Source organism: Kitasatospora sp. NPDC056800 (genome assembly GCF_042789775.1).
Lineage (GTDB): Bacteria > Actinomycetota > Actinomycetes > Streptomycetales > Streptomycetaceae > Kitasatospora.
The window spans coordinates 1-17,381 of sequence record NZ_JBHUAL010000013.1; the positions used below are offsets into that span (position 1 = coordinate 1).

The 17,381-nt window shown below is 74.7% G+C and carries 11 protein-coding genes; 6 read left to right on the plus strand and 5 right to left on the minus strand.

From position 1 onward, the window contains the following. Window positions 1-66: 66 nt before the first annotated feature. The 4 genes from ACFRQN_RS04830 to ACFRQN_RS04845 form a co-directional block, all read right to left on the minus strand. Window positions 67-1,266: an aminotransferase class V-fold PLP-dependent enzyme gene (locus ACFRQN_RS04830; protein ID WP_380738263.1), complete on the minus strand. Its 1,200-nt coding sequence runs from the start codon at window positions 1,264-1,266 to the stop codon at window positions 67-69. A 12-nt stretch (window positions 1,267-1,278) separates the two neighbouring features. Next, a complete protein-coding gene (locus tag ACFRQN_RS04835; RefSeq protein ID WP_380738265.1) occupies window positions 1,279-2,613 on the minus strand; it encodes a pyridoxal-phosphate dependent enzyme in 1,335 nt (444 codons plus the stop codon). Then, a complete protein-coding gene (locus ACFRQN_RS04840) occupies window positions 2,610-4,121 on the minus strand; it encodes a Y4yA family PLP-dependent enzyme (RefSeq protein WP_380738267.1) in 1,512 nt (503 codons plus the stop codon). The genes ACFRQN_RS04835 and ACFRQN_RS04840 overlap by 4 nt, the downstream gene beginning before the upstream one ends. A 174-nt stretch (window positions 4,122-4,295) precedes the next feature. Next, window positions 4,296-5,054, minus strand: coding sequence for a trans-aconitate 2-methyltransferase (locus tag ACFRQN_RS04845; RefSeq protein WP_049656014.1), 759 nt, complete (start codon window positions 5,052-5,054; stop codon window positions 4,296-4,298). Between the two features lie 282 nt (window positions 5,055-5,336). Here ACFRQN_RS04845 and ACFRQN_RS04850 point away from each other — a divergent pair, with 282 nt between their 5' ends. Genes ACFRQN_RS04850 through ACFRQN_RS04860 form a run of 3 tightly spaced genes read left to right on the plus strand, consistent with a single transcriptional unit; the run spans window position 5,337 to window position 10,472 of the window. Then, window positions 5,337-6,281, plus strand: a complete 945-nt coding sequence (locus ACFRQN_RS04850) for an ABC transporter ATP-binding protein (RefSeq protein WP_380738269.1) — start codon at window positions 5,337-5,339, stop codon at window positions 6,279-6,281. After that, window positions 6,278-7,720, plus strand: a complete 1,443-nt coding sequence (locus ACFRQN_RS04855; protein WP_380738271.1) for an ABC transporter permease — start codon at window positions 6,278-6,280, stop codon at window positions 7,718-7,720. The genes ACFRQN_RS04850 and ACFRQN_RS04855 overlap by 4 nt, the downstream gene beginning before the upstream one ends. A gap of 4 nt (window positions 7,721-7,724) precedes the next feature. Then, window positions 7,725-10,472, plus strand: coding sequence for an alkaline phosphatase family protein (locus tag ACFRQN_RS04860; protein ID WP_380738273.1), 2,748 nt, complete (start codon window positions 7,725-7,727; stop codon window positions 10,470-10,472). 55 nt (window positions 10,473-10,527) lie between these two features. Here ACFRQN_RS04860 and ACFRQN_RS04865 read toward each other — a convergent pair whose 3' ends face one another. After that, the gene (locus ACFRQN_RS04865) at window positions 10,528-11,574 is read right to left on the minus strand and encodes a lactonase family protein (protein WP_380738275.1); all 1,047 of its coding nucleotides are present in this window, start codon (window positions 11,572-11,574) and stop codon (window positions 10,528-10,530) included. Between the two features lie 251 nt (window positions 11,575-11,825). On the opposite strand from ACFRQN_RS04865, the gene ACFRQN_RS04870 reads away from it, so the two are divergent. The 3 genes from ACFRQN_RS04870 (at window position 11,826) to ACFRQN_RS04880 (ending at window position 17,351) form a co-directional block, all read left to right on the plus strand. After that, a complete protein-coding gene (locus ACFRQN_RS04870; RefSeq protein WP_380738277.1) occupies window positions 11,826-13,655 on the plus strand; it encodes a glycoside hydrolase family 15 protein in 1,830 nt (609 codons plus the stop codon). Then, window positions 13,652-15,064, plus strand: a complete 1,413-nt coding sequence (locus ACFRQN_RS04875; RefSeq protein ID WP_380738279.1) for a glucose-6-phosphate dehydrogenase — start codon at window positions 13,652-13,654, stop codon at window positions 15,062-15,064. Before ACFRQN_RS04870 ends, ACFRQN_RS04875 begins: the two co-directional genes overlap by 4 nt. 919 nt (window positions 15,065-15,983) lie before the next feature. Beyond that, window positions 15,984-17,351: a serine hydrolase domain-containing protein gene (locus ACFRQN_RS04880; RefSeq protein WP_380738281.1), complete on the plus strand. Its 1,368-nt coding sequence runs from the start codon at window positions 15,984-15,986 to the stop codon at window positions 17,349-17,351. The last annotated feature ends 30 nt before the right edge of the window (window positions 17,352-17,381 follow it).

Sequence of the window (17,381 nt, forward strand, 5' to 3'; positions counted from 1 at the left end):
GGGCGGATCGGCCCCGCCGCCGGCACGGTACGGAGCCACCGAAGCCACTCGGGGGCACCGAGGCCGCTACAGCCCGCGCAGCACGGAGAGCAGCAGGTCGACCTCCTCCGGGGAGTTGTAGACGTGCAGGCTGACCCGCACCGAGCTCTCGCTCTCGCCGGCCCGCGCCTGGCAGTGGCCGTCGGCGCGCACCATCAGGCCGTGGCTGGCGAGGATGAAGCCCAGGTCGTTGGAGCCGATGCCGTGGTGCCGGAAGGTGACGATGCCCTCGCGCCGCTGGACCTCGGAGTCGGCGGCCAGGCTCCGCTGGCAGCCGAGGACCTCGTACGGGGCCAGGGTCCGCAGCCCGTCGGTGAGCCGGGCGGCCAGCGCGCTGTTCCACCGTCGGATGCGGTCCGGCCCGGCGGCGTCGAGCCAGTCCAGGGCGGCCTCCAGGCTGGCGATCCCGGCGGTGTTGGGCGTGCCGGCCCAGCCGCCGGGGGTGAAGGCCGGGCCCCGGGTGTTGCGGGCCCACACCGCGCCGGTGCCGGGCAGGGCCAGCGCCTTGTGCCCGGAGAAGACCACGAAGTCGACGTCCAGGGTGCCGACGTCCACCGGCAGGTGGCCGACGCTCTGCGCGGCGTCCAGGCAGATCGGCACCTCGGGCCCGACCGCGGCCCGGATGCGGTGGACGTTCATGTCGGCGCCGTACACGTGGTGCACGTGGGTGGCGGCGACGAACGCCGTGCGTTCGGTGACGAGCCGGGCCAGCGCCCGGTGGTCGTAGTCCTGCGAGGCGGGGTCGTACGGCAGTTCGCGCACCGTGACGCGCACGCCCCGGTCGGCCAGCAGCTGCCGGGCCTCCAGCCAGGGCAGCGCGTTGGCCTCGTGGTCGGCGAAGGGCACGATGATCTCGTCGCCGTCCCGCAGGTGGTGGGGGAGCCAGTCCCGGGCCACCGCGCGCAGCCCTTCGGTCGCGCCGCTGACGAAGTGGACGCCGGAGCGCTGCCGGGGGGCCGGGTCGCCGAGGAAGCGGGCGACCCGGGTGCGGGTGCGGTCGACCAGCGCGGTGGTGGCGTTGGCCCAGGTGTAGGTGCCGCGGCCGGCGTTGGCGTTGGCGGTGGTCAGGTAGCGCTGGACGGTGTCGAGCACCGCCCGGGGCTTCTGCGAGGTGGCCGCGCTGTCCAGGTACGCCTGGTCGGGGTGGCCGGTGACGATGGGGAACTGGTCCCGCAACGCGCGGTGCCAGTCGTGGAGTTCGCCGAGGGTTTCGTCGGGGGTGGTCACGGCCGGCCCCGCTCAGTCCCGGACCAGCGGCGCGCCCGCGTCGCGCCAGGCGATGACGCCGCCGGCCAGGCTGCGCGCGTCCAGGTGTCCCATCCGGGTGAGCAGCGCCGCGTAGACCGCCGACTTCTCGCCGACCGGGCAGGCCAGCAGCACCGGCTGCCGGGTGCCGAACGGCAGCCCGCCGTGCAGGAGTTCGTCGAACAGCTCGTCGACGATGTTGACCGAGCCCTCGATGTGCAGCGCCGCGTACGCGGCCGGCCCGCGCAGGTCGACCACCAGCGGCCGCTCCTCGGCGATCCACTTCCGGGCGGCGTCGACCTCGACGACCCGGGCGGCGGCCAGTTCGGCCGGCGTCACGGTGGCCACCGTGTTCGGCCGGGCGGGCTGGTTGAACAGCTCGGGCCGCCGTTTGCGGATGTAGCTCAGGTAGCTCTCCACCCGGTCGCAGACGATGAACACGGCGGTGCGCCGCTCGCCCGAGCCCCGCTGTGTCAACTCCTCGTCCACGGAGCGGAGGTGGCGCAGCGCGCCGAAGAAGGCGCCGCCGCCGGTCGGGCCGGCCGGCAGGCCGCAGCGGCGCACCAGGGTGAGCATGCCGTCGATGGCCTGGTCGGCGGTCACCGTCGCGATGGTGTCGTAGGTGGCGGGGTCGAACAGCCCGACCTCGTGCACCTCGTCGATGGTGCGGATGCCCGGGATGAAGTCGGACTTGTGGGCGACCAGTCCGAGCACGTCGACGGCCGGGTCGTGGGCGCGCAGCACGGCCGCCACGCCGGTGGAGGAGCCGGCGGTGCCGACGCAGGCGATGAAGTGGTCCGGGGCGCGGCCGTCGAGGTCCCGGACGATCTCGGGGCCGGTGCCGGTGAGGTGGGCGTCGAGGTTGAGCCGGCTGTAGTACTGGTCGGTGTGCAGGTAGCCGGACTCCGCCTCGGAGAGCATCCGGTGGATGCGGGTGAGCGGGTCGTCGGTGTCGGTCGGGTCGAGGCACTCGGTGCGGCCGGGCAGCTCCTCGATCTCGGCGCCGAGCAGCAGGAGCAGGTCCTTGATCTCGGGGACCCGCATCCGGTTGGTGACGCTCTTGAACGGCAGTCCGTGCAGGCCGGCGATGAGCGCGAGCGCCTTGGCGGTGTTGCCGCTGGACAGTTCCACGACGGTGTCGCCGCGCTCGACGGCGCCGGGGATCGCCTCGCGGGTCATGTTCCAGGCGGCGCGGTCCTTGACCGAGCCGAAGGGGTTGAGCAGTTCCAGCTTGGCGTACAGGTCGATGTGCCGCAGGCCGGTGACCGCCGGGTCGATCCGGACCAGCGGGGTGTTGCCTATGGCGTCGGTGATGCTGTCGTACCTCATGCGTGTCCGTCCCCCCGGTGTTCCGCGCCCGCCGTCACGTCGACGGGCCAGTACTGCTCGTCCAGGCTCCACCGCCAGGCGCCGTCCTGCCGGTACGCGGCGACCTTGCGCGCGACGGGCTGGCGCAGCGCCGAGCCGGCGCTGAAGTCCATCAGGTAGCCCGCGGTGTTGGCGAAGGCGAGCAGGTCGCCGGGGGCGGGGAGGCGGGGCAGGAAGACCGTCCGGCGGGTGATCAGGTCGGTCTCCAGACAGAGGTTGCCGATCAGGTACACCCCGACCGGGCCGTCCGGCGAGTCCGGGCCCTCCGAGCCGTCCGGCGCGGCCGGGGCGCCGGGGCGGGGGACCAGCAACGGGTCCATCAGCACCCCGTGCTCCTCCAGGCCCACGTCCCGCGCGTTCATCTCCAGCCGTACCAGGCGCTCGCCGGCCGGGGTCTGCCGGACCTCCAGGACGCGGGCGAGCGTCGCCCCGCACTGGTCGGCCAGCGCCCGGCCGGGCTCCACCGCCAGGTCGTAGAGGTTCTCCAGCAGCAGCGTGCCGAGCGGCCGGCCGAGCGTGGGCGCCGGGGTCGAGAGCAGCTCGTCCAGGTAGGCCTCGGCGGCCACCGGGCGGTGCGCCGGGTAGAGGCCGAGGGCGCCGCGCAGCCGGCCGGACTCGGCGCGCAGCCCGTAGCCGTGGCCCTGCCAGGTGAGGGCGGGGCGCCGGCCGAGGACGGCGTCGGTCAGCTCGCTGGTGTACCGCTCCCACTGGGCGGCGTCCGCCAGGTAGCTGACGCCGAACCCGCCGCCGATGTCGATGGTGCGGGGGTTCAGGCCCCGGCGCCGGCACTCGTTCAGCACCGTGACGCAGGTCTCCAGGGCGACGGCCTTCTCCGGCACGCCGGTGGTGTCCAGGTGGTAGGCGACGCCGGTGGTCTCGACGGCGTCCCGGTGGCGCTCCAACGCGTCGAGCAGGCCGTCGAGTTCGGCGACGTCGGTGCCGAACCGGCTCGGCCGGGTGAGCACCGTGGTGCCCGGCGCCCGGAAGCCCGACAGCCGCGGCATGACGGGCACCGGGGGCAGGGCGTGCGCGCGTACGAGGCCGGCCAGGGCGTCGAGTTCGGCGCGGGAGTCCAGGTGGACGGTGGCGCCGGTGCGGGCCGCCAGCCAGAGGTACTCCCGGTTCTTCGGGCCGGTCGCCATGATCCGTTCGGGCGGGCAGCCGGCCCCGAGCACGTGCTGGAGTTCGGCGAGCGAGGCGACGTCCAGTCCGGCGTCGGTGGCGGCGAGCCGGCGGACCAGGGCGCTGGAGCGGTTCGCCTTGTGGGCGAAGTGGATCCGGCCGGTGAGGCGGTGCTTGCGGTAGACGGCCCGGAAGCGTGCCAGGTTGTCCGCGATCTGCTCGGGCAGGAGCAGGTTGAGGGGGGAGCCCAGCGCGTAGGTCAGGGTGTGCAGGAGGTCGCGTTCCGCCAGGAGGGACCGGAGCGGGGGCTCCAACCGTGGTTCGAGATACAGCGGTGAGGACCGCATGCGAAACCAGCTCTCCGTGAGAAGTCGGCGTGAGGCGTGCGCGGCAGGGACGTCGGCGACCGAGGGAAACGGTAACTGTTTCCCTGGGTGATCAACAGGGCGCTTTCTGTCACGCCCTCGCAAAGACTGTGCCCATGCGGAACCCGGCTTCCCGCATGGGCACTTGGGGCGGGGTCAGCGCAGGGCCACCAGGACGGAGCTGGTGCCGTACTGCCACACCGGTCCGGCCTGGCGGAAGCCGGCCTCCCGCAGCAGCTCGCCGTGCCGGGCGGCCGACAGGCCGTTGCCGGGGCCGTCGGTCGGCGGCAGCTGCCGCTCACGGGCCGTCAGCAGGTCGGCGAACTCGGGGACCCGCCCGGCCGCGGCCCACCACTGGGACCAGTCCTCGGCGGCGCCGGTGCCCTTGCGCTGGGCGCGGCGGCGGCCGATCGCGAGGGCGAGTTCGGCGAGCGGCGGCTCCTCGGGGATGAGGTGGTCGCCGTTGACCAGGACGCCGCCGGGCCGCAGCGCGCCGGCGAGGTCGCGGTAGATCCCGAGCAGGGCGTCCGGCGGCGGGTAGTGCAGCGCGGTGGTGGACACCACGGCGTCCAGCGGGCGGTCGAGGGCGAGGTCCCCGATCCAGCCGGGGCGGCCGATCAGGGTCTCGACCCAGCGCGCCACCCGGGGGTGCCGGGCGCGGCCGAGGGCGAGCAGCAGCGGGTCGATGTCGACCGCGATGATCTCGGCGTGCGGCAGGCGGGCCGCGACCCGCGCCGACAGCGAGCCGGGGCCGCTGCCGAGGTCCGCGACGAGCGGCCGCGCGCGGTGGCCGACGGTCTGTTCCAGTACGTCGGCGATGACGGTGAACCGCTCCTCGCGCTCCACCGCGTACCGCTCCTGCTGGCGCTCCCAGCGGTCCACCCAGGTCCCGGCCAGAGCGGCGTCCACTCGCATCCCGACTCCCGCCGTGTCCGTGCGCATTCGAGGCTTCGCCTTCCGCCCATGTTTGTCATGTTCACCAGGCTCCGCAACCGGTCCGGCGCGGGCCCGGCGGATCGTGCCCGGCCAGCGAAACGATATCCGTTTTCATGTGAAGGTTTCCACCCGGTGCGCCCGCAGGATGCTCGCAGGACCGCCACGGCGCGGGCCGCTGCTGTTCCGCCGGAGTTCAACCGGGCGCACCTGACGGCGCCCGGTCAACCCCCTAGGTTCCCTGGGGAACCGCGAGAAGGAGCCATGACGGAAAACCAACCTGCCGTACGCGCACGGGCACTGACGAAGTGTTTCGGCGACGTCGTCGCGCTCGACGCCGTCGGACTGGAGCTCGCGCCCGGGCGGATCCACGGACTGGCCGGGCCCAACGGCGCCGGGAAGACCACGCTGCTCGGGCTGCTGCTCGGACTGGCCGCCGCCGACGAGGGCGACCTGGAGGTGCTGGGCAGACCGGTCGGCCGGGCCCGGCCCGCGCCGCCCGGGGTGGCCGGCTTCGTGGACGGGCCCGGGCTCTACCCGTCGCTGACCGCACGGCGGAACCTGGCCGCGCTGGCGACGCTGCGCGGGCAGGACGGCCGGGCCGGGCGGATCGACGAGGTGCTGGCCGAGGTCGGGCTCAGCGACGTAGCCGACGACCGGGTGCGGGGCTTCTCGCTCGGCATGCGGCAGCGCCTCGGACTGGCCGCGGCGCTGCTCACCGAACCCCGGCTGCTGGTGCTCGACGAGCCGTCCAACGGCCTGGACCCGGCGGGCAAGCAGCACGTGCACGGGGCGCTGCGCCGGCTGGCCGCCGACGGCGTGACCGTGGTGCTCTCCAGCCACCGGATGGACGACCTGGAGGCGCTCTGCGACGAGGTCACCATCCTGGCGACCGGGCGGGTCCGCTTCTCCGGCCCGCTCGGCGAGCTGGCCGCGGACGACCGCGCGCTCGACCACCGGCTGCTCACCTCCGATCCGGCCGCCGCCCGGCGGGTGGCCGCCCGGGTCGCCGGGGTGCGGGTCGCGGCGGAGGCCGGGACGGGACGCGCGGCCGGGGCGCTGGTGGTGCGCGCGCCGGGCCCGGCCGTCGAGGAGCTGGTGGCGGCGCTGGTGCGGGCGGACGTCCGGGTGCGCGAGGTCGCCCCGGTGGTCCCGCCCCTGGAGGCGGCGTTCCTCGCCCTGACCGAGCAACAGGAGGACGGACGATGAGCGAGCGCGGCGAGGGAGTCATCGAGCGGGGCGGGCGCACGAGCACGAGCACGGTCACGGCCGGACGCGCGGCGGCCGCCGCCGGCGTCGCCCCCGGGGAGCGCCCGGTGCCGGTGGGCCGGGTGTACCGCTTCGAGCTGGTCAAGCTGCTCTCGCAGTGGCGGATCAGGCTGCTGGTGCTGGCCTGCTGGAGCGCGCCGGGCCTGTTCACGGCCGCCGTCGCCCAGCAGGGGACGCTGCCCTCCGACACCCTGTTCGGCCGCTGGATGCACGCCACGGGCTGGGCCGGGCCGCTGGTGGTCCTCGGCTTCGCCGGTTCGTGGGCGCTGCCCCTGCTGACCTCGGTGGTCGCGGGCGACGTGTTCGCCGCCGAGGACCGGCTCGGGACCTGGCGGCACCTGCTGGTGACGGTCCGCTCGCCGCGGCGGATCTTCGCGGCGAAGGCGCTGGCCGGCGCCACCGTGATCGTGCTGCTGACGGCCGGCCTGGCGGCGTCGAGCACCGTCGGCGGGCTGGCGGCGGTCGGCGACGAGCCGCTGGTCGGCGTGGACGGACACCTGCTGGTGCCGTCGGACGCGGCCGTGAGCGTCCTGCTGGCCTGGGCGTGCGCGCTGGCGCCGACCCTGGCCCTGGCGGCGCTCGGACTGCTCGGCTCCGTCCTGCTGGGCCGCTCGCCGATGGGGCTGCTGGTCCCCGCGCTGGCGGCGGTCGCGATGCAGCTGGCCCAGCTGCTGCCGCTGCCGGTGGCGCTGCGCCTCGCCCTGCCCGGGTACGCCTTCGTCGCCTGGAACGGGCTGTTCGCGGACCCGGGCCGGCTCGACGAGCCGCTGATCGCCGTCGCGATCGCCCTGCTCTGGGCGGCGGCCGCCACCGCGGCGGCCTACCTGCTCTTCGTCCGGCGGGACTTCACCACCGGCAGCGAGGACGGGGTGGGGCGCCGCACGCTCTTCGCCGGGGTGCTGCCGCTGGCCGGGCTGCTCGCGCTGACCACCGGCGCGCTCGCGGTGGCCACCCCCTCCAGCGGCTCGGGGATCACGCAGGCGAAGGTGCAGCAGGAGGTCGCCATCGTGTTCGCGCACCTGTACCGGCTGCAGACCGAGCAGCTGCACCGCCCCGCCGTGACCGAGGCCGACCTGCGGGCCACCGCGGACTGCCGGCGGGGCGACGGCCAGGTCGAGCCGGAGGGCCCGGGCAACGACTGGCGCTGCGTGGTCACCTGGCACCTGCCCGGCACGGACGCGCCCGGGACGGCGGTCTACCAGCTCGACGTGGCCTCGGACGGACGGCTGACGGCCGACGGCGACGGCCCGAAGGAAGTGAACGGCTACTTCCTGGTGCGCACCCCGACCGGGGACGCGCCGAACCCGCTCTGGCAGTTCGACGGCCAGGTCGCACTGCTTACCTCCCCCACCAGCACGACGAACTCAACGAAGGGCTGACGCCATGCAGGTAACGCGTCGTCGACGCAGCCGGAACGCCCACGTGGTCCTCCTGGGCCGCCGGGTGGGCCGCAAGGCCGCACTCGCCACCGCCTGTGTCACGGCGGTGGCCGTGGCCACCGGCACGGCCTTCGCGAGCACCCACCAGTTCGACGAGGACCAGGTCGGCCAGACCACCGAGAACGGGCTGGTGATCTCCAGCGACCAGTACCTCGCCCCGTACGGCAGCCGTCAGGTCCTGGACAACGGCAAGATCATGGGCTCCACGGTCAGCCCGGACGGCGCCCACCTGGCCGCCGCCGTCACCGACGGCGACGCGGCGCTGGTCGTGGTGGACTTGAGGACCGGCAAGGTGAAGCAGCGCGTCGGCACCAACAAGGCGGACGAACTGCGCATCCCCAACGGCTCGGTCGGCCAGGAGTCCCCGGTCTACTCGCCGGACGGCAAGCAGCTGTGGCTGGGCCAGCTGGACGGCTACACCCGGTTCACCGTGCAGCCCGACGGCACCCTCGCCGCCCCGGTGGCGGTGAAGATCCCGGCGGACGGCGAGAAGCACGCGCTGGCCTCCGGGGCGGTGTTCTCCGCCGACGGCTCGACGGTGTACGCCGCCGTCAACGGGCAGAACCGGGTGGTCGCGATCGACGCGGCGACCGGCGCGGTCCAGCGGAGCTGGACGGTCGGCAACGCGCCGCGCGGCGTCGTCCGGGTCGGCGGGAAGCTGTACGTCTCGAACGAGGGCGGGCGCACGGCCACCGCCGGGGACACCACGATCAACTCCTACGGCACCCAGGTCCCGGCCGACCCGGCGACCGCCGCCACCACCACCGGCACGGTCAGCGTGATCGACCTCGCCGACCCGGCTGCCGCCGTCGGCACCATCGCCGTCGGCCTGCACCCGACCGCGCTGTACGCGAAGAACGGGGTGCTGTTCGTCGCCGACACCGCGAGCGACGAGGTGTCGGTGATCGACACCGCGCACGACAAGGTCGTCCAGACCGTCTCCACCAAGCCGTGGCCGGAGGCCTCCGTCGGCTACGAGCCCACCGCGGTGACGCTCACCGAGGACGGCCGGCTGCTGGTCACCCTCGGCCGGGCCAACGCCGTGGCCGTCTACCGCTTCGCCGGCGCGCAGGAGCCGGTGAGCTACGTCGGCCTGCTGCCCACCGACTACTTCCCGGCGGAGGTCGCCACCGTCGGCTCGGAGGTGATCGTCTCCAACACCCGTGGCATCGACGCCCGGCGGCCCAACAGCACCGGCGCCCACAAGACCCACGACACCACCTCCAGCCTCACCCGGTTCACGCTGCCGAGCGACAAGGTGATCCGCGCGCAGACCGCCAAGGTGTTCCAGCAGAACGGCTGGACCAACAACGCGGTCAAGCTCGCGAACGGCCACAAGGCGAAGGAGGAGGTGGTGCCCAAGCGGATCGGCGACCCGTCGCCGATCAAGCACGTCTTCCTGATCGTCAAGGAGAACCGGACCTACGACCAGGTCTTCGGCGACGTCGCCGAGGGCGACGGCGACCCGAAGCTGGCCCAGTTCGGCGCCGCCGTGACGCCCAACCAGCACGCCCTGGCCGAGCAGTTCGGGCTCTACGACAACACCTACGACATCGGCACCAACTCCGCCGAGGGCCACAACTGGCTGATGCAGGCGGACAACCCGGAGTACACCGAGTCCTCGGCCGGCGAGTACGAGCGCAGCTACGACACCGAGGACGACGCCCTGGGCCACCAGCGCTCCGGCTTCCTGTGGACGGGCGCGCAGGCGGCGGGGAAGACCGTGCGCGACTTCGGCGAGTTCCACCAGTTCCTGGACAAGCCCGCCGACGCCACCTGGCAGAACCTGTACTGCGACGCCAGGACCATGGACGCGACCGGGCAGGGCAGCGCCTACGCCCTCAAGTCCTCCTCGCCGATCCCCTCGCTCAACAGCGTCTCGGTGCCCGGTTTCCCGAGGTTCGACACCGACGTGCCGGACCTGTACCGCTACCAGATCTGGAAGCAGGACTTCGAGCGGAACGGCCCGGCGAACCTCAACATGCTCTGGCTGTCCAGCGACCACACCGGCGGCCCGGCGAGCCCGGCCGCGCAGGTCGCCGACAACGACCTGGCGACCGGGCGGATCGTCGACGAGATCACCCACAGCCCGTACTGGAAGGACTCGGCGATCTTCGTCGTCGAGGACGACTCCCAGGCGGGCCTCGACCACGTGGACGGCCACCGCGCCCCGATCCAGATCATCAGCCCCTGGGCGCAGCACGGGGCCGTGGACAGCCGCTACTACTCGCAGATCACGATGGTCCGCACCATCGAGCAGATCCTCGGCATCCACCCGATGAACCAGAAGGACAGCGCGGCCAGCCCGATGACCGGGGCCTTCACCGACCGGCCGGACTACACGCCGTTCACCGCGGTGCCCAACCGCACCTCGCTGACCGACGGCCTCAAGACGCCGCCCTCCTGCGGCCTCGACGTCCCCGGGGAGCAGGACCTCAGGGCGGCGGCGCCGGTCACGACCGCGCCGCCGGCCGCGCAGCAGCCGGTCGTGGACCGGTGGGAGGCCTGGAAGTCGCACCAGCGGCTGACCGGCCCGAACGCCGTGGCCGACCACGCCAACCCGGCGCAGATGGAGCACCTGGTCTGGTACCAGACGCACAACTGGACCGCGCCGTACCCGGGGGAGAGCACGATCCTCGCGCCGGACGACGTGCCCGGCGCCTACCTGCCCTCGCCGGAGAGCGACGGCTGATCCCGCCGCGCCCGCACCGGGCCCCGGGCCGCTTCCCCGGCCCGGGGCCCGCGCGTCAGGCGAACAGGACGGTGGACGCCGCCGGGACGGCCAGCGAGCCCGCCCGGCGGGGGACACCGGTGGCGGCGTCCAGGTCGAACCAGGTGACGTCGCCGGAGTGCTGGTTCGCCGCGTACAGCCGGGTGCCGGTGGGGCCGAGCACCAGGTCGCGCGGCCAGCGGCCCCCGCAGGGCACCGAGGTGACCACGTGCGCCCGCTCGCCCGTCGCGTCGAGGGCGAGCACCACGATGGTGTCGGTGCCGCGCTCGGCCGCCCACAGGAACCGGCCGTCGGGGGAGACCACCGGGGCCGACGGCGAGACCGGGCCCTCGACGCCGTCCGGGAACAGCGGGACCTCCGCGACCGGTTCGAGCGCCCCGGCCGCCGCGTCCCAGCGGCAGACCGTCACGACGGGGCGCAGCTCGCCGAGCACGTACGCGAGTCGGCCGGAGGGGTGGAAGGCGAGGTGCCGCGGCCCGGTGCCGGGCGGCAGCGCCGTCTCCGTGTGCACGGTGAGTTCCCCCGTCGCCGGGTCCAGGGCGAGGACCCGCACCGCGTCGGTGCCGAGGTCGACGGCGAGCACCCAGCGCCCCGACGGGTCGGGGAGCACCTGGTGGGCGTGCGGGCCCCGTTGGCGGTCCGGGTGCGGCCCGCTGCCCCGGTGGCGCAGCACGGTGGCCGGGGGCCGCGGGGTGCCGTCGTCGGCGAGCGGCAGCACGCTGACGCTGCCGGAGCCGTAGTTGGCCGTCAGCAGGTGGCCCCGGCTGAGGCTCAGGTGGGTGGGGTGGTCCCCGTCCACCGGGACGGGGGCGCCGAGCGGGCGGGGCACCGGGGCGGCGAGGTCGTGGGCGGTGGCGGCGCCCGGCTTCGTCTCGGAGACGGCGTAGAGCACCGGGCCGCCGGCGGCGAGCCCGAGGGCGAGGTAGGACGGGTCGACGGCCTCGACGACACCGGTGGCGGTCAGCGCCCCCGAGTCCGGATCCAGCGATGCCAGGACGATCCCGCGCCCGCCCTCCGAGGTGAACGACCCGATGAAGGCCCGCTCCGCGCCGCTGTCCGCCACCGCAAACCTCCGTCGTCCACCATCCGCCGTCCGGGCTCGAACGCTAGCAGGTGCGGGGTCCGGGCTCTTTCGCCGGAGAGCGCTTTTTCACTGGAAAGCACCGCTGCCGGAGCGGCCGGATCGCGGACCGGCCCGATCCCCGGGAACGTGGGAGCCGTTGGCCGCGCGGCCGGGTCGCCGTCGGCCCGGCGGTCCGCACCGGGACGACGCCCCTTCGACCACCCCCCTTGGCGCTGCGGAAGCGAGGCGGCATGTACGACCCCGACCCACCGTTGCGGCCGGTCCGCCACCGGAACGGCTACCCGCCGCTGGAGGACCTCGGCCTGATCGGCAACGGCGCGACGGCCGCGCTGGTCGGCCTGGACGGCGCCATCCCGTGGCTGTGCCTGCCCCGCTTCGACTCCGAGCCGCTGTTCTGCGGCCTGCTGGACCACGCCCGGGGCGGGCACTTCACCCTCGCCCCGGAGGGCCTGGTGGAGGCCAGGCAGCGCTACGAACCGGACACCGGCGTGCTGGTCACCGAACTGCGCGGCCCCACCGGCCTGGTGCGCGTCACCGACGCGCTGACCCTGCGCTCCGGCGCCGACCTCACCGACGACGCGCCGGCCGACCGGGGCGAACTCGTGCGCTCGGCCGTGGTGCTGGACGGGACGGTCCGGCTGCGGGCGGAGCTGGAGCCGCGCGGCGGCGCGCAGGCCCGCGCCCTGTTCAGCGGACTGGAGGTGCGCCCGCACCGGCGCCCGGACCTGCGGCTGCACCTGCGCTCCAACCGCCCGCTGACCGGCCTGTGCGGCACCCACGAGCTGCGGCAGGGCGAACGCCTGGACCTCGTGCTGTCCTGGGGCCGCTTCCACCGCCACCACCGCTTCGACACCGACGCGACGCTGAAGGCCACCGCCGAGGCCTGGCGCCGCTGGATGGGGCACTTCGCGTACGACGGCCCCCAGGAGCCCCTGGTCCGGCGGGCCGCGATCACGCTGAAGCTCTGCGACGACTGGGCCAACGGCTCGCTGGTCGCCGCCCCCACCTCCTCGCTGCCCGCGCCGATCGGCGGGATCCGCAACTGGGACTACCGCTACAGCTGGATCCGCGACGCGGCGTTCGCCGTGTTCGCCCTGCGCCGGATCGGCTTCGGCGGCGAGGCCGACGCCTTCCTCGGCTGGGTCCTGGACGCCTTCGAGACCAGCCGGCGGCCCCGGATCATGTACGACCTGCGCGGCGGCCCGGTGCCGGACGAGGTCGTGGACGGCGAACTGGAGGGCTACCAGGGCTCGGCCCCGGTCCGCTGGGGCAACGGCGCGACCGACCAGCGCCAGCACGACGTCTACGGCGAGATCCTGGACTGCGCCCACCAGTGGCTGCGCTCCGGCGGCGAGATCCAGCCCGCGCTCTGGGCCGGCCTGGCCGAGCTGGCCGACGCCGCCCGGCAGGCCTGGCGGGAGCCGGACCAGGGCATCTGGGAAGTGCGCAGCGAGGGCCGGGTGTTCACGTACTCGGCGGGCCTGTGCCAGGTGGCCCTGGACCGGGCCGCCCGGATCGGCGAGCGGCTCGGCCGGTCCGACGGGCCGGACCGCTGGCGCGCCTCGGCCGAGGAGCTGCGCCGGCTCGTCCTGGAGCAGTCCTGGGACGAGGACGCCAAGACCCTCAGCGCCCACCTGGACGGCGGCGGCACGCTGGACGCGAGCCTGCTCGCGCTCCCGCTGCGCCGGGTGGTGCCGGCCGGCCACCCGCGGATGGTGGCGACCGCCGCGGCCGTCGCCGAGCGCCTGTCGGCGGGCGGCGGGCTGCTCTACCGCTACCTGCACGAGGAGTCCCCGGACGGGCTGCCGGGCGACGAGGGCGCCTTCGTGCTGTGCAGCTTCTGGCTGGTCGACAACCTGGTCGGCCAGGGCCGGACCGACGAGGCCGGGGAGCTGTACGCCTCGCTGTGCTCCCGGGCGAGCCCGCTGGGGCTGGTGTCCGAGCAGATCGACCCGTCCACAGGAGAGTTCATGGGCAACTTCCCCCAGGCGTTCAGCCACATCGGGATCATCTCCAGCGGCGTGAACCTGGCCCGGGCGAGGGCGGGGGGACGGGCATGATCGACCGGCTCGCGATCCTCGGCGCGACCGGGGACCTCAGCGCCCGCTTCCTGCTGCCGGCACTGGCCGCGCTGCGGGCGGCGGGGCACACCGGCGACGCGCTCCGGGTGACCGGGGCGAGCCGGGAGGACTGGGACACCGGGCGGTACCGGGCGTGGGCCGCGGAGCGGCTCGACCGGCACGGCGGCGCCCTCCCGGCCGGGGCCGGGGAGGCGGTGGTCTCCGCCCTCGACTACCGGCGGGCCGACGTCACCGACCCCGCCGACGTGGCCGCGGTCGTCGCCGGGGAGGGGCCGGTGGCCGTCTACCTCGCCCTCCCGCCGGCGCTCTTCCCCGCCGCGGTCACCGCCCTGCACGCGGCGGGCCTGCCGGAGGGCAGCCGGATCGTGCTGGAGAAGCCGTTCGGCGAGGACCTGGCCGGCGCGCGGGAGCTGAACCGGCTGCTCGCCGAACTCCTGCCGGAGCGGGCGGTGTTCCGGGTCGACCACTTCCTGGCCATGACGACCGTCCAGAACGTCCTCGGCAGCAGGCTGGCCAACCGGGTGCTCGAACCCCTCTGGAACAGCACCCACATCGCCGAGGTGGACATCACCTGGGACGAGACGCTGGCGCTGGAGGGCCGGGCCGGGTACTACGACCGGGTCGGGGCGCTCAAGGACATGGTCCAGAACCACCTGCTGCAACTGCTCTGCCTGGTGGCCATGGAACCGCCGCTCACGCTCGGCGAACGGGACCTGCGCGACCGGAAGGTGGACGTGCTGCGCTCCGTACGGCCGCTGACCGAGCACGACGTGGTGCACCGCACCCGGCGGGCCCGCTACCTGCCGGGCCGGATCGGGGACCGCGACGTCCCCGCGTACGCCGAGGAGGAGGGCGTGGACCCGGCGCGCGGCACCGAGACCTTCGCCGAGGTGGAACTGGAGCTGGACAGCTGGCGGTGGGCCGGGACGCGGTTCCGGCTGCGCAGCGGCAAGGCCCTGGGGGCGGACCGCAAGGAGGTCGCGGTGCACTTCCGCCCGGTGCCCCACCTGCCGTTCGGCCCCGGCGGGAAGAGCCACGGCGGGAAGGGCTCCGGCGGGGAGGCCCACGGCGGGGAGGCCCGGCCCAACGTGCTGCGGTTCGAGCTGGAGCCGGAGGGGCTGGCCCTGGACCTGACCGGCATCGGCGCCCACGCCCACGAGCTCGTCCCGCTCTCGCTGACCGCGCGGATGGAGCCGCAGGACCTGCCCGCGTACGGGCGGCTGCTGCTGGACGTCCTGAACGGCGATCCGGCGCTGTCCATCCGCGGCGACGAGGCCGAGGAGGCCTGGCGGGTGCTCGAACCGGTGCTGGCCGCCTGGGAGCGGGGGCTCGTCCCGCTGGACGAGTACCCGGCGGGCTCGCAGGGGCCGCCGCCGCACTGGTGGTAGCCGCGCCGGTGCCCGGGTGACCGGCCGGTGGGGGGCCGGTCGGCCGGAGCCCGGGCGCTCGGGCCCCGGGCAGTGCCACTCGCGGCCCGCCCGGTGAATTCCGTCGCATTCCGGCACAGCAATCCCAGGCATCACAGTCACCACATTCGTCACAGGCGCCCGGTAAATCACTCGGCTATTTCGACGAATGACTGTTCGAGTGGCTGGTGGGATCCGAACCTCATATTTTCGGCCAAAGAATTCGCGCCCGTTCTCGGGCGTTCCGGGCGCGGCCGGGAGTCGCACCTGGGATTTTGGCGTTCCGATTACCGACGGCGGTCGCTCTCCGTTCAATCGGAAGGGGTTGCGAGCGGCTGACCCGCCGTGAAGACTGTTGCGCGTTCGTCGTCCGGACGTTCGGGACGACAGGGATTGTGCGACTCCCCGACCGTGTCGGCGCGTTCCGCGCGGCGGTTGCGGGGGTGGATCGCCAAAAGGGGGAATGGGCATGCCGGGTACGGCCGTTGCGCAGGTGGGGGCCGGGAGAGCGGCCGGCCGCCGGGGGACGGTTTTCTGTTCGAACGTGCCGGCGGGGTAAGAGTATTCGGAGGCTCGCGGTTCACCGCGATCCGGTCCGCCGTTCATCGCGCGGAGGGAAATCCGGATCGTATTCGCACCGCCCGGTCCGGGCGCGCCGACGCGACCGCGGAACGGCTCCGCGAGGGCGGGTGCGGTGCCCGGCCGCGGGCGTCCGGGGATTCCCGTTCCCGGGGCCGGACGGCCTCCGCCGGCCGGGCCGACGCCGATTCCCCCCGTTCCCGCGCGTCCTGAAGCAGGCGACGACGGCCGGGAATTCCCGCTGTGCCGCCTCCCAATCCGCGATTCCACCGCGGGCGCCCGGCGCGCCCGCACCCGAGAACCAGTCAACGGGAGTTCCGCCATGCCGTACGCCAGTCCGGCGCCCGCCCGCGAGCGGTCGCCGCTCCTCCTGCGCGGCGAGCTGCAGCACCGGCTCGACACGCTCGCGCGCGCCCACCGGGTGCCCGGCGCCCAACTGGTGCTGGACACCGGCCCGGAGGCCGTCGTCCTGCACACCGGGGTGGCCGACACCGGCACCGGGGCGCCGTTCACCGAGGACACCGCCGTTCCGGTCGGATCGCTCACCAAGCCCTACACGGCCGCCCTGGTGATGCTGCTCGCCGACGACGGCGACCTCGACCTCGACGAGCCGGTCGCCGAGCACCTTCCGGAGTTCCGGCAGCTGCCTGAAGTAACGATTCGTCACCTGCTGAGCCACACCGGCGGACTGCCCACCGGACCGGACTCCGACGCCGCCGCCCGCACCACCGCGACCCGCTACCTGTCCGCCGTCTGCACCGCCCCGGACGCGCTGTTCCCGCCCGGGACGGACTTCTCCTACTCCAACGCCGGCTACGTCGCCGCCGGGCGCCTGGTCGAGACGGTGACCGGGATGCCCTGGCACGAGGCGGTGCGCGCCCTGCTGCTCGAACCCTTCGGCACCGGGCCGGTGTTCGTCGACACCGCCGCCCCCGGGCGACCGGTCGCCGCCGGGCACGCGCTCAACGCCGCGACCGGCCTGCCCCGGGCCGTCCGGCAGAACCTGGCCCCGCTGGAGGCCCCGGCCGGCGCCCTGCTGGCCAGCGCCGCGGACCTCGCCGCGCTCGGCGCCGCCCTGGTCGGCCGCGCCAAGGTGCTGCCCCCGGACACCGCCGAGCTGATGCGCCGCCCGGAGCCCGGCGCCCGGCCGGGAGCGCTCGCCGACGGCTGGGGCGCCGGCGCGGCGCTCTACCGGCAGGACGGACGGCTGTGGTGCGGCCACGACGGCAACGCCATGGGCACCTCCTGCCACCTGCGGGCCGACCCGGACAGCGGCCTGGTGGTCGCCTTCACCGGCAACGCCGGCGCCGCCACCGCCCTCTGGCGCGAACTCGCGGCCGACCTGGAGGAGTTGGCCGGAGTACGGGTGCCCGCGGGGATCGAACCGGTCGGCGCGGGCGGACCCGTGCTGCTCGCCGCCCCGGCGACCCTGGCCGAGTGCGCGGGCGACTACCGCAACGGCGCCATCCGCTACCGGGTCGAGCCGGCCGGCGCCGGACCGGCCACCCTCTCGGTCGACGGCGACCTCCCGATCCCGCTGCGCTGCTACGCCGACCTCTCCTACGACCTGATCGCCCCCGACACCGGGCGCCCCGAACCCGGCGGGCGCTTCCACCGGGACCCGGCCACCGGCCGGATCGACCGGGTGCAGGTCTCCGGGCGCACCGCCCGCCGGGCCGCCGCCGACTGAGCCGACCGGCCCGGCCGCCGTACGCCCACC

What these genes read in the sequence shown, in the direction of transcription:
- ACFRQN_RS04835 (WP_380738265.1), bottom strand. Translation starts at nt 2,613, where the DNA reads ATGAGGTACGACAGCATCACCGACGCCATAGGCAACACCCCGCTGGTC.
- ACFRQN_RS04840 (WP_380738267.1), bottom strand. Translation starts at nt 4,121, where the DNA reads ATGCGGTCCTCACCGCTGTATCTCGAACCACGGTTGGAGCCCCCGCTC.
- ACFRQN_RS04845 (WP_049656014.1), bottom strand. Translation starts at nt 5,054, where the DNA reads ATGCGAGTGGACGCCGCTCTGGCCGGGACCTGGGTGGACCGCTGGGAG.
- ACFRQN_RS04850 (WP_380738269.1), top strand. Translation starts at nt 5,337, where the DNA reads ATGACGGAAAACCAACCTGCCGTACGCGCACGGGCACTGACGAAGTGT.
- ACFRQN_RS04855 (WP_380738271.1), top strand. Translation starts at nt 6,278, where the DNA reads ATGAGCGAGCGCGGCGAGGGAGTCATCGAGCGGGGCGGGCGCACGAGC.
- ACFRQN_RS04860 (WP_380738273.1), top strand. Translation starts at nt 7,725, where the DNA reads ATGCAGGTAACGCGTCGTCGACGCAGCCGGAACGCCCACGTGGTCCTC.
- ACFRQN_RS04870 (WP_380738277.1), top strand. Translation starts at nt 11,826, where the DNA reads ATGTACGACCCCGACCCACCGTTGCGGCCGGTCCGCCACCGGAACGGC.
- ACFRQN_RS04875 (WP_380738279.1), top strand. Translation starts at nt 13,652, where the DNA reads ATGATCGACCGGCTCGCGATCCTCGGCGCGACCGGGGACCTCAGCGCC.
- ACFRQN_RS04880 (WP_380738281.1), top strand. Translation starts at nt 15,984, where the DNA reads ATGCCGTACGCCAGTCCGGCGCCCGCCCGCGAGCGGTCGCCGCTCCTC.